The organism is Microcystis sp. M53603_WE2 (assembly GCF_030065435.1).
In genome coordinates this window covers 1-12,656 of record NZ_JASJFF010000942.1, presented here as the reverse complement: position 1 = coordinate 12,656, position 12,656 = coordinate 1, and the positions used below count along the sequence as shown (strand labels likewise).

Sequence of the window (12,656 nt, the reverse complement as noted above, 5' to 3'; positions counted from 1 at the left end):
GGAAAATTCTGGGACTTTTTCCCTAAAAATTAGGTAATTGGCCACCTCAAAACCGGTAAAACCCCACACCCCACACCCCACACCCCACACCCTGCCCCCACCGAAAAACTTTTTCAGCAGACCCTACTTATCAGGACAGGCACTCATGCAAGAGGCAAAAGGGGGAATAATACTAAATCCGTTGAGTGTAGGCTACATATCAGGACAGGCAATGGGCAATAGGCAATAGGCAAAAGAGGGAATAAATAATCAGTTTTTAATAACTGGATTTAGTATAAATAATCGGTCTTTAATAACTGGATTTAGGCTCACTGCTTACTGCTCACTATCGCCTATTCCCCGCTCTCGACAATTATTTTAAATGCCTAAAAGTTTAGCCTGAAAAAATATTACTTATCTTGATTCTTCCTGACTGAGATGACGTAGTTTATCCCGAAAATAGCCAAAGCTGGGCGATCGATTAATATCCACATTCATCTGAGGAGAAATATTTTCTGCCCAGACTGTTTTCTCTTGACCCACAGAAGCGCCACCTAACTTAGATAATTGTTTCGCTCCACCTCTGTATATAGCATCTGCCAGTTTTTCCCAAGTACCACAGATACTATCATTAATATAGGAATCCAAGATAGCACTTTTGGCCTGGGGATAAGCAATTTTTATGGCATTAATATCACCTAAATACCAAGCTTCTCCTTCTTCAACAGCAATACAGAAGTAAATTTGGGATTGGATAGCAGATTTTTCCAGACAATTGCTTAATTATTGTCGAAATTCTCGAAAACATCGATTATCCAGATCGCAAACCACGATCAGTACAGCAGCATAATTATCAGGGTAACTAGAAAAAGTTTTATCATATCCTTGAATCAGTTTAGGTAGTCGATCGAGAAGAATCCGTTTGCTAGGATCGGAAACAGACTGTAAGTCTCTGGGAATATGACCACTGCCTTTATAGGAATGAACCCTAAATGTATGACCTGCATTCATGTCAATAATCTTAGGAATTAGAATATCAAGTGCTTTTTTTCCCGACGAATCCTCAACCAAAATTTCAAAGTGCATGACCTTATCTCTCATCTAAGTAATCACTATACCAAAGACTACCAAGGGGCAATCCTTCTGAGACGAGATTCTTGATTAAGGGATTGTCACTGGCCCGTTTAATCCGAGAAAACCCGTCATCACCTTTTTCCAGAATCCAAACTTCTTCCGGCTGGAGAGCATCAACAAAATAAGGTTGATGGGTGGTGATAAAAATTTGAGAACGTCCTCTCTGTCCTGTGGCGTGTTTTCTAAATTCTTGAGCCAAGGTTTCTAATAGTTTATGGTATAAGCCGTTTTCTGGCTCTTCAATACAGATAAATGGCGGTGGGGAAGGGTCTTCTAACAGTAAGAGATAGGCGAATACTTTTAAAGTACCATCGGACATTTGCTGTACATAAAATGGGTCTTGGAATCCCCGATCATTAAATTTTAATAGTAGTCGATTATCGGGACTTTTTTCTGTACTAATTTTTTCTATACCCGGTATCTTACGAGAAATACTATTAAGTATATTCTGAAATTTCTTGGAATGCTCTCTTTCCATAAACTGCACCACATTACCGAGATTATCTCCATGAATATTCAGATGTTTCTGGGGTCCGGCTAGGGGCAAACTTCTGGCCGCATCGGGAGTAAAATAGCTGAGATACCATCCCTCAATAAATCTCCGAAATAGGGAAATTCTCGGATGCTGTTTGAGAGAACCTAACGTAGCAATTCCTAGTTTCCGCTTATCATTCAGTTCCACTAACTCCCCCCCATCCTCATAATCTCCTCGTTTAATTTTTTCTATTAACTTAAGTAAATCAAAATGGTCTTGACCTTCTTCTACTTGTTTCCCTTCTTCTTCTCCTTTCCAGACGATTCCTTTCCCCTCATCGAGGAGTAAAAATGAAAAAGGCCATCCGGTCTTTTGACCTTTTCTTCTCTGTCTGAGTCTTTCTTTTTTTACATAAGGTCTATTATCGGTATCTAGATCAATAGCTAATTCATAGGTAATTGGTCGGTAATTGTAATCTTCTTTGTAATAAATCTGAAATTCAATGCTTCCTTCCTGACCCTGGGAACGAAGACGATCAAACCCACCCCGACCTCGCGCATCACAAGCTTCTTCTACTCCTCCTTTAAGACAATCAGATAAAAAACCGAACGCATCAAAAAGTGTGCTTTTTCCCACACCATTTTTGCCGATAACGGCCGTCATCGGTGTCAGAGAATCTCGATTTTGAGTATTCCATAACTTGCCCAGAGTTATATCCTTGAGCGCTCGATAATTTTTAATCCTCAATCCCTCAATTCTGGCCATTATTTAGTCCCGTTTCTCATTACTAAAGTAATTTGAGCAATTTCTTGATAGATTGATTCTAGACCAGTTATTAATAGAGTTCTTGCCTAATTAATTTTTGAGAGTTCAAAAATGAGAAAAATAGGCATAAAATTGCATAAAATCCTTAGATAGAGCATTTAATTGATTAATGCTCATTCTTAATTCTCCTGACTACTGACTACTGGCTACTGACTCCTCACCTAAGGTCAGATTTTTGATTTTTACAAGAGGTCTAATTACTGACCCGATTCGATCGCTCCTTCGGCCTCATGGACAATTGCCCTCAATCGATCTAAAGTTTTCTGGTCCACCTGGGTCCATAATCCCCGTTGTTGAGCCTCTAACAATCTTTCGGCCATATCTCGCAATGCCCAGGGGTTTTTCTCCTGAATAAATTGTTGTACCTTGTCGTCAAATAAATAAGCTTCGGCTACTCCCTGATAGATAAAATCCTCCACCAGATGAGTAGTGGCAGAGTAGGCAAAAATATAATCTACGGTCGCAGCCATCTCGAAAGCGCCTTTATAGCCGTGTCGCATCACTCCCGCTATCCATTTGGGGTTAACCACTCGCGAACGGTAAACCCGGCGAATTTCTTCCTCTAGGGTTCTGATGCGGGGATTTTCCGGTCGGGAATGATCACCAAAATAGGTGACGGGATTTTTGCCGGTTAAAGCCCGGACACTGGCAGTTAAGCCGCCTTGGAATTGATAGTAGTCATCGGAGTCGAAAATATCGTGTTCCCGATTGTCCTGATTGTGCAGCACTATCTCTAATTCTTGCAGTCTATTTCTCAATACTTCCGGTAAAGAATGGGCAGTTCCTTGGCTATCATAGGCATAACAACTCCAGTTAATATAAGCATTAGCTAAGTCTTGATCATTTTGCCAGTTTTGTGACTCGATTAACCCCTGTAAACCGGCCCCGTAAGCACCAGGTTTGCAGCCAAAGATTCTGGCAGTAGCTCTCAGTTTCGCCTCCTTTTCTCCTAAGCCCTGACTTAGCCAAAACTCCCTCTCTGTCTTCACTTTCGCCGCTAAAGGATTAATTTTTTCCTCTTCCTCTTGACAAGCTACCGCATTTATGCAAGAATTAAGAAGATGTAGTATGCTGGGGAAACTGTCCCTAAAAAAGCCGGATACCCGAACAGTAACATCAATGCGAGGACGGCCTAAGCTAGACGGGGTAAGGATTTCAAACCCGACTACCCGACGGAAAAAACCATCCCAAAGGGGACGAATTCCCAGTAAAGCCATGGCTTCGGCCACATCTTCGCCACTATTTCTCATCGTCGAAGTTCCCCAGATAGAAATCGCCAAAGTGCGGGGATATTCGCCATTTTCTTGGGTATAACGTTCAATTAGTGCCTCTGCGGCCTTTCTTCCCACTTCCCACGCGGTTTCTGTGGGGATTGCGCGGGTATCGACAGAATAGAAATTTCTGCCGGTGGGGAGAACATCGGGACGGCCGCGGGTGGGAGCGCCGGAAGCACCACTGGGGACGTATTGGCCAGTGAGACCTTTTAAGAGATAGGTAAGTTCATCGGGGGTTTGTTTTAAAGCAGGAATTAACTGATTTTCTAGCCAAACCAATTCTTTTGCCGTATTTTCGCCTAGAGGTTCAATTTTCTGGCTAATTAAATCCTGAGCGAGACTTTCCAGATAGGTAGTAGTATCGTTATATTCCGTCAGGGGGTCGCAGTCGAGATGGAGGTCAAGGGCGATCGAACGGGTTAAACCGGGGCGGTCGGGACTAGGAGAACGAGCGATCGATTGGATTAAATCAATTAACTGCTGACCCTGGGGACATTGACCGAAGATATGTAAACCGTCGCGGATTTGTGCTTCCTTGAGTTCACAGAGATAACCATCCACGAGGGTGAGAAATTGACTAAAGGAGGCGCTGGTCGCAACGCGCTCGCTACGCGAGATCGTGCCTAGCTCTCGATCGAGATTAGTTTTCGCCACCAGATCGTTAATCCGCTCGCGAATCAGAGCTAAACGAGAAGGATCAAGAGATTCTGCCTGATAATATTCATCGATGAGGGACTCTAACTTTTCCCAATCTCCATACAATTCCGCTCGCGTCATTGGGGGGGTGAGATGGTCGATGATAACAGCTTGGGAACGTCTTTTAGCGCTGCAACCTTCTCCGGGGTCATTGACAATAAACGGATAGAAATTCGGCAGCGACGAGAAAGCAATTTCGGGATAACAATTGGGAGAAAGAGCGAGACTTTTCCCCGGCAGCCATTCTAAATTGCCGTGTTTACCGAGATTAATCACAGCAGTGACTTGGAATTCCTGTCGTAACCAATGGTAAAAAGCGAGATAGCTGTGGGTAGGTTCGAGGTCGGGGGAATGATAATTAAGAGTCGGGTCAAGGTCGTAACCGCGAGAAGGTTGAATACCGATAAAGACATTACCTAACTGGATGCCGGGGATAGGAAAATCCCTGTCCGGATGTCCCCAACGGTCAAGCATAGCGCTTTGATTATCGGGGGGAAGGGAGGAGAAATAATCTAGATATGCTTCTAGGGAGAGAGATTGATAGATAGGTTTTAATTCCCTTGTCTCCAAGTCATTAGTGATACCGGAAATAAGCAATCGCATTAATTCATCGCTATGGTCGGGTAGGTCGGTGAGGGTATAACCTTGGGTTTGTAATGCGCGAAGAATTTCCAGACCACTAGCGGGAGTATCTAAACCGACTCCGTTAGCGATACGACCATCCTTATTGGGATAGTTGGGGAAAATGAGAGCAATTTTTTTCTGGGAGTTGGGAAGGGAGGAGAGTTGACAATAGTTTGCGGTTAAATCAGCGACAAAATCAACCCGGTGGGGGAGGGGTTGATAGATAACTATTTCCGTTTCCAGTTTGGGATGTCGGGTGAGGACAGATTTAAAGGAAATAGCGCGGGTGATAATTTTGCCATCCATTTCCGGTAAAGCGATATTCATGGCCACATCCCGGGGGGAAAGACCTTGATAACCCTGTTGATAAGCTTCTAAACTGCTGCTGCTGAGGATAACTTGGAAGATGGGTTTATTGAGGGACTGCCAGAAGTGATGATTTTGTTTGTCTTCCGGTCGTTGGATAGAGAAGCTAGTGGTATCGAGAATTAAGTCTGGGGGATGGTGGGAAAAGAGGGTTAATAGTTCCTCTTGCACTTCAATTTCCCGCAGAGAGGAGAGAAAGATAGGGACAGTTTCCATATTTCTTTGGGTGAAAGCGCTGATTAAAGCATCGATAGCTTTGGTATTACCCGCGAGATAATGGGAACGATAGAAAAGTATCCAAGTCCGTGCTTGGGGTTGGGATAGGGTTATCTGGGAATAGATTCCCCACCTAGGGACAACCCTAGGAGGAGAGGGAGAATAGTCGAGATGGAGACAGGTATGCGCGATAAATTTAGCAGCATTAATCCAGTTATCTATCCCTGCTTCCGTGAAATAGCACCATAACTGATTAACAGTAGTCAGGGAAGCAGTGGAATGACTCATCAACTCTAAATCCGGTTTATCCTCTCCCGGGAGGACAAATAAAGTCGCACCGGTGTCCTCGACAATTTCCTTAACTACTTCCAATCCGTAGGACCAACTCCCACGTCCCCCCAATAAGCGAAGAATAATCACTCTTGCTTGGGATAGTACCTTGTCCCCATAGTTATCGATACTGTATTGCTGCTGTAACTGCGATAAATTGAGGGCGCGAATTGCGGGAAAATTATCGGGTAGATGGTCGATAGCTGCCGCTAGAGTTTGAATATCGGTATCAGCCATGGTGAGGAGAACAATCGGGGCCGGATTTTGGTCAATAATAATCACCCCTTCGGTATCTGCTGTCCAACCACCCGCTTGGGGAGCAATACGATGCATAAGTTTTGAGAGTCAGGTTAAATAATGATTAGGTTTTGAGAATCAGGGTCTCGATCGAGGGATCATTCTTAGGTAGATAGAGATGATTATATCTGTCTGCGGCAATTTATAGCAGTTATCTTAATGGTGAGGTGCGAAGTTTTCGTTTTGGGGAGCCAGTGGTCGGTCGTCAGGAGTTGATATCAAATTAGGTTACATTTCCCACTTATGAGAAACACTGTTAAGAATAGGGATTGGGGAATAGTAGGGGATAGGGAATAAGAAAACTTGACCAAACCCCAGTCCCCAGTCCCCCCATCACCTTACTGATGACTGATAACTGATAACTGATAACTGATGACTGATAACTGATGACTGATAACTGATAACTGATAACTGATAACTGATAAATGATAAATGAACGCTTCTCCCGCTTATGTTTGCTGTCAAGTGTTGTCATCTACTCACCTCGAACAAATTCGTTCTTGGTGGGGACAGTTGGCAATACAGGTGACAGCACCGAGGATTAGTCTAAGTGAAAGAGATCTTCCCCCACAGACAGGAGAAATCTATCAACTCTTGCTTTCCACTGACCTACAAGCTTTATTGTTAGCCAGTCCCCAAGGGAATAATTTTCAGTACGAAGTCCGCATTAGTTTTGAAGCGAACACGATTAAAAATTTTCTGCAAGGACTGGCTGTCAAGTCTCTCCACAACCCAAAAATTCAGCAGGGTTATCAAATTTTAAATCTGCCTCTATCCATTAATGTCAGCAGTTTTCAAAATAAAATTTTAGTCAAAATTCTCTCGATAATTTCTTCTCCGTCTGCTGATAGAGATTGTTCCCGCATCTTCTCCGTTTGTCAACCGGTAGAAGCTGCCCTATCCCAACAAATCCAACAGGAAAGATTATTAAACCAAGTCATCACGCAAATGCGTCAGAGTCTGGAGTTACCGGTGATTCTGGAAACCGTAGTCAGGGAAGCGCGGGAGTTTCTGCAAGTGGACCGATTGTTAATTTATCAATTTTTCCCCAGTACCGGTGAGGTAAAGGGAAAAATAACTTCCGAGTCGCGCATTTCTGACCAGATAAATTCGGTGTTAAATTTAACCCCCGAAGACGATTGTTTTTCCTATATTCCCCAATACAAAGAAAAGTACCGTCAAGGATTAATTCTGGCTGTGGATGATGTGGATGTTAACTATTCTTCTTCCTTCTGTTTGTCCGAATTTTTGCGACAACACCAAGTGCAATCAAAATTAATCGCCCCGATTGTGGTACAAGAAGAATTGTGGGGTTTATTAATTGCCCATCAATGTCAAGAAAAACGCCAATGGTTGCCGCAAGAAAAGAAATTTTTAGGTCAGATTGGTGAACATCTCGCCATCGCTATCTATCAAGCGCAATTATATTCTCAAGTACAGGAACAAAAAGATATTTTTGAACGCCGGGTAATAGAAAGAACCCAAGAATTACAAGATACTTTAATGGCCGCAGAAGCCGCTAACCTCTGCAAAAGTGAATTTTTAAATAATATGAGTCATGAGTTATTAACTCCCCTAACTTGTATTATCGGTTTGTCCAGTACCCTGCAAAAATGCTCGGCAGCTAGTAATTTTTTACCTCCCGACAAACAAAAACAATATCTAAAAGTTATTCAGGATAACGGCAATAAACTATTAGAATTAATCAATGACTTGCTTAATTTCTCGCAAGTTTCGGCAGGAAAAGCTGTTTTAGATATTAAACAATTTTCGCTAAAATATCTCTGTAATCATGTTTTAGAAATTATCAAAACAGAGGCAGAAATTAAAGAAATTAATCTAATTTTAGAGATGAAAATTACCGAAAAAGAGCATTATTTTTATGCCGATTATGATCGAGTTCAGCAGATACTTTTGTACTTGTTAAAAAATGCCCTGAAATTTACCCCCGAACAGGGTGCTATCACGCTGAGACTGTGGAAAGAAGGCAGTCAGGTCATTTTTCAGGTAGAAGACACGGGCATCGGCATTCCTGCTCAAAAAATACCGCTTCTGTTTGAAAAATTTACCCAGTTGGATGGCTCTCGTAAACGTCGTTATGGTGGTATGGGATTAGGATTGGCCTTAACTAAACAATTAGTGGAACTGCATCGCGGCACGATCGAGGTAGAATCTTGCTTAGATAAAGGTTCCATTTTTACCGTCCGTTTACCTCAACAAAAGCCCCCCAAATCCCAGCGCCAACCCTCGGATAATAATCCCCATTTTAATCACCACCATCCCACTGTAGTTTTAATTGAAAGTGACGAAGAAATTGCCAATCTTATTTGTGAGTTATTGATGGTGGCACATTATCAAGTTATTTGGTTAATCGATAGTGTCTCCGCTATCAAAAAAATTGAGATCGTGCAGCCAAGTATTATAATTGTCGATCGAAAAATGCCCGATATATATCATCTCTGTCACCTTTTAAAAAAATCTAGCCAAACTCAAGCCAGTAAAGTGCTAATCTTGAATGATACCCCTGAAATCAGCGTTAATTTTCTCGGTCGTCATGGCATTGACGACTATCTCCTCAAACCGATTCAACCCTCCCTATTGTTGGAAAAAATCCGCTATCTAACCGCTTTATAAGTAGGGTTTGCGGCAAAAAGTTTTTCGGTGCGGGTAGGGTGTGGGGTGTGGGTTGTGGGGTGTAGGGTGTGGGGTTTTACCAATTTTCATCTGGTCAATACTTTTCCTTTTTCCTCAGAAAATAGGACTTGAAAACTAACTATCAAATAGCTAATTTTCAAGTCCTTAATTGTAGGAATCCTAGACTAAATTAGGATTCACTCTCGATATAGATAAATAACAAACCCATAACCACGGCTGGCATTAACCAACAGACGATCGGGATTAAAATCCAAGGCAGATAAGAAGCTGCGTAGGCACCAGTCATGTCAAATGCTCCTAGTAAAAAAATAAGGAAATGATAATCAGGTAGAACAAGGGTTAATTATTGATTAAAAACCCCGCGCATGATGCCATCAACGACACCAAGATTTTCTAGGAGGAAATAGGCCACAAAAGCGCCACCCATACCACCAATAAAGAAACCGGCGGCGAATTGACTCCAACCCTCGGAGGATTTCAGCGGATCACCACTAGCGGCCTTACCTTGGAAAGAGACAAGACCATAACTAGCTAAACAACCCGTAGCCAAGAGAACCATGGCCAAAGCGGGGATTAAGCCGCCGAGATTGGCATATTCCGAGTCTCTCAGGGGACCCAGGACAACCCAGGGACCACCGAGGAAATAACCGTGGGCCATACCCACTTCTAGACCGCGCAGAATCGGAGCTAGACCGGGACGATAGGCAGGTAAGTTACCAATAAAAGCTTTGGTAAAACCAGAAGCGGAAATGGGGGTAGCTAGATGACCAATGAACGGATCATCATTGTAGGGTGTCACCACCTGTTTGTATCCAGTTTCAGCCATTGTGTTTGAGTTCTCCTTTTTCCGATCAACAGGAAAATTGATCATAAAACTTTAAGATTACACTTTAGGCCTAAGAATTACTTCAAGCAACCCCATCGATCGAGTTTTCAAGGGTTGACGGCTGAAACTCTCACAATTCGTTACATTTCTCTCAGGAGACGGGGGAGATGGGGAGCCTTGTTTCAGTGTTGCCAAAGGCACGGCGTAGCCGTACAGTAAACAGTAATCAGTGAACTGAAAACTCACATCTGATACTAAATCCGTTGAGTATAGGCGACATATCAGGATAGGCAAGAGGCAACCCCCCCGACGTCGGGGGGGCAAGAGGCAAAAGGAGGAATAGATAATCAGTCTTTAATAACTGGATTTAGTATGATAACTGCTCACTGATAACTGCTCACTGATAACTGCTCACTGATAACTGCTCACTGATTAAGGGATAATCAACACTGGACAGGGGGCAAGGTTAATAACTTTGGTGGTGACGCTTTCGGACACACCTTCGCTGGTTAATCCTAAACCGCGACAACCCATAACGATCAGGTCGGCATTAACTTCATCGGCCACATCACAGATGACAAAAGAGGGTATTCCCTCCCGTTCAATCATTTCCGCAGTGATGTCAGCTTGGGCAAAAATCGCCCGCACCGATTGTAACAATCTATCCACCGCTTCGATCGAACTCATCTTATCGTCGGGGGCAATTTCTCCGGCGGGTGTCGTTTCCACCACCGACAACAGGATCAAACGACTGTCAAAGATTTTGACTAATTCGATCACACTACTGGTCGCGTCACGACTTTCGCGGCTGTGGTCGATGGGAAATAAAATCGTCTCAAACATAATTAGCAAGTCTCTCCAATCAAATTTTTCTGGGCAAATCAGTCTTAGAACTGCAAAACTGATCCCCAAATCTGAAATAATCTTTGTCAAAGTAATTGCCGCAAGTAGCGATACCCTGATTTAATCTTTATTGTACGGTAAGCAATCTAGGAGGTTATGGGCTGTGCCAAAAAAAACAGTAGCGAATTTAACAGAAGCTGATTTAGCGGGCAAACGGGTCTTAGTCCGGGTCGATTTTAACGTTCCCATGGACAAAGCCACCGGGGCAATCAGCGATGATACCCGCATTCGGGCGGCACTACCAACCATTGAGGATTTAATCAAAAAAGGGGCTAAGGTTATTTTATGCAGCCACATGGGTCGTCCCGACGGTCAAGTTAAGGAAAATTTGCGTCTGACTCCTGTGGCTAAACGTCTCTCGGAATTATTGGGCCAAGAAGTAATCATGTGTCCCGATTGCATTGGTGAGGGAGTCACGGCAGCGATTAGCCAAATGTCTAACGGTCAAGTGGCCCTTTTAGAAAATCTGCGTTTCCACGGTGAAGAGGAGGCAAATGATCCCGATTTTGCCAAAAAATTAGCCGCTAATGCCGATTTATACGTTAATGATGCTTTTGGTACCGCCCACCGCGCCCACGCTTCCACGGAAGGCGTTACCCACTATCTCAGCCCCTCGGTGGCGGGTTATTTGATTGAAAAAGAGTTAAACTACCTACAAGCAGCTATTGAAACTCCCCAACGTCCCCTAGCGGCGATTATCGGCGGTTCTAAGGTTTCTAGTAAAATTGGCGTGATCGAAACTTTATTGGAAAAGTGCGATAAACTGCTCATCGGTGGCGGTATGATCTTTACTTTCTACAAGGCCCGCGGTTTAAGTGTTGGTAAGTCTTTGGTGGAAGAGGACAAACTGGAATTAGCCAAATCCCTGGAAGCGAAAGCTAAAGAAAAAGGAGTGGAATTCCTCCTTCCTACCGATGTGGTGTTAGCGGATAAATTCGATAAAGATGCCGAGTCCCAAATCGTCAAGGTCGAAAATATTCCCGATGGTTGGATGGGATTGGATATCGGACCTGAATCAGTTAAAGTTTTCCAAAAAGCTTTATCTAACTGTAAATCTGTCCTCTGGAATGGCCCCATGGGGGTGTTCGAGTTCGATAAATTTGCGGCGGGTACAGATGCGATCGCTCACACTTTAGCCGATTTAACCGCTACGGGTACAACTACCATTATCGGTGGTGGTGACTCGGTAGCGGCGGTGGAAAAAGTGGGAGTGGCGGAAAAAATGAGCCATATTTCCACCGGTGGTGGCGCTAGTTTGGAATTACTCGAAGGGAAGGTTTTACCCGGTATTGCCGCCCTCGATGAAGCCTAATTATCGCTAATATCTCAGGTTTAAACAAGGTGGGTCCTGGCCTGCCTTTTTTTATGAATTAGGGAGTGGGTTTTTAAAGTTGGATTGGGAGTTAATCATACCAGGACTTTTGCTGCAAAAATAGTTGAGTCATTAGGATACTTCAATTGCGGTAAAATCCACCCGCTGATATAAATCTGTCAGGGATATTTGAAAATCTAGAGAAAACAAAGTTAAAATCGCTTCTTGATCGTGATAATCCCGGAATGCCCAATGATCGCCTCTTTTATGAAACTGTTCTATATAATAACCATATTGGTCGATTAAAATATATTCTTCAAAACTATTAAGAGAGCGATAAAATTTAAACTTATCACCCCGATTATAGTCTTGAGTAGATTTTGATAAAACCTCGATAATAACCTGTGGATTGGTAATCGTATCGGTGCGTCCTCTTTCAAGAATTGGTTCTCCCTTAACGATCATAATATCGGGATAGGTGTACATATTATAGGCGGGTATGGCCAAGCGTAGATCGTTGATAAATATATCATAGGCTTGATTCTGGATAGTTAAGGGAAATTTTCTACAGAAATTCAAGGCAATGCGATTATGGTTAGGAGTTCCCCCAGTCATAATAATAATTTCTCCATCTCGATACTCGTGTCTGTCGGTGGCAGTTTCCTCTAGTTGAAAGTATTCTGCGACTGTGTAGCGTTTCTCAGTGGTTGCGACCATATTGCCCCCTTGAAAGCAAAGCTCTGT

At 43.2% G+C, this 12,656-nt stretch carries 9 protein-coding genes and 1 pseudogene; 3 read left to right on the top strand and 7 right to left on the bottom strand.

Annotated features, from left to right (window positions below):
- Positions 1–37: 37 nt before the first annotated feature.
- On the top strand, positions 38–229 hold the full coding sequence (locus PX481_RS19940; protein ID WP_196219782.1) for a hypothetical protein: 192 nt from the start codon (positions 38–40) through the stop codon (positions 227–229).
- A gap of 164 nt (positions 230–393) precedes the next feature.
- On the opposite strand, the pseudogene PX481_RS29825 reads toward PX481_RS19940, so the two are convergent.
- From PX481_RS29825 to cobN, 3 genes and pseudogenes are all read right to left on the bottom strand, one after another.
- Positions 394–1,065: pseudogene (locus PX481_RS29825) on the bottom strand (DUF4276 family protein).
- A gap of 4 nt (positions 1,066–1,069) precedes the next feature.
- Positions 1,070–2,353 (bottom strand): AAA family ATPase, encoded by a 1,284-nt coding sequence (locus PX481_RS19925; RefSeq protein WP_288023249.1) that lies wholly within the window; start codon positions 2,351–2,353, stop codon positions 1,070–1,072.
- Between the two features lie 257 nt (positions 2,354–2,610).
- The gene (gene cobN / locus PX481_RS19920; protein ID WP_288095618.1) at positions 2,611–6,252 is read right to left on the bottom strand and encodes a cobaltochelatase subunit CobN; all 3,642 of its coding nucleotides are present in this window, start codon (positions 6,250–6,252) and stop codon (positions 2,611–2,613) included.
- Positions 6,253–6,648: 396 nt separating this feature from the next.
- On the opposite strand from cobN, the gene PX481_RS19915 reads away from it, so the two are divergent.
- Complete coding sequence (locus PX481_RS19915) at positions 6,649–8,850, top strand: hybrid sensor histidine kinase/response regulator (RefSeq protein WP_002757139.1); 2,202 nt, start codon at positions 6,649–6,651, stop codon at positions 8,848–8,850.
- 190 nt (positions 8,851–9,040) lie between these two features.
- Here the strand turns inward: PX481_RS19915 and PX481_RS19910 are convergent, their stop codons facing one another.
- The 3 genes from PX481_RS19910 to PX481_RS19900 form a co-directional block, all read right to left on the bottom strand.
- Positions 9,041–9,157, bottom strand: a complete 117-nt coding sequence (locus PX481_RS19910; protein ID WP_002737043.1) for a photosystem I reaction center subunit VIII — start codon at positions 9,155–9,157, stop codon at positions 9,041–9,043.
- Positions 9,158–9,214: 57 nt separating this feature from the next.
- A complete protein-coding gene (locus PX481_RS19905; protein ID WP_002757141.1) occupies positions 9,215–9,697 on the bottom strand; it encodes a photosystem I reaction center protein subunit XI in 483 nt (160 codons plus the stop codon).
- Between the two features lie 432 nt (positions 9,698–10,129).
- Positions 10,130–10,540 (bottom strand): universal stress protein, encoded by a 411-nt coding sequence (locus tag PX481_RS19900; RefSeq protein ID WP_002757143.1) that lies wholly within the window; start codon positions 10,538–10,540, stop codon positions 10,130–10,132.
- Between the two features lie 163 nt (positions 10,541–10,703).
- Between PX481_RS19900 and PX481_RS19895 the strand changes: the two genes are divergently transcribed.
- Positions 10,704–11,912 (top strand): phosphoglycerate kinase, encoded by a 1,209-nt coding sequence (locus PX481_RS19895; protein ID WP_004162782.1) that lies wholly within the window; start codon positions 10,704–10,706, stop codon positions 11,910–11,912.
- 132 nt (positions 11,913–12,044) lie between these two features.
- On the opposite strand, the gene PX481_RS19890 is transcribed toward PX481_RS19895, so the two are convergent.
- Complete coding sequence (locus PX481_RS19890) at positions 12,045–12,629, bottom strand: Uma2 family endonuclease (protein WP_147071604.1); 585 nt, start codon at positions 12,627–12,629, stop codon at positions 12,045–12,047.
- Positions 12,630–12,656: the final 27 nt, after the last annotated feature.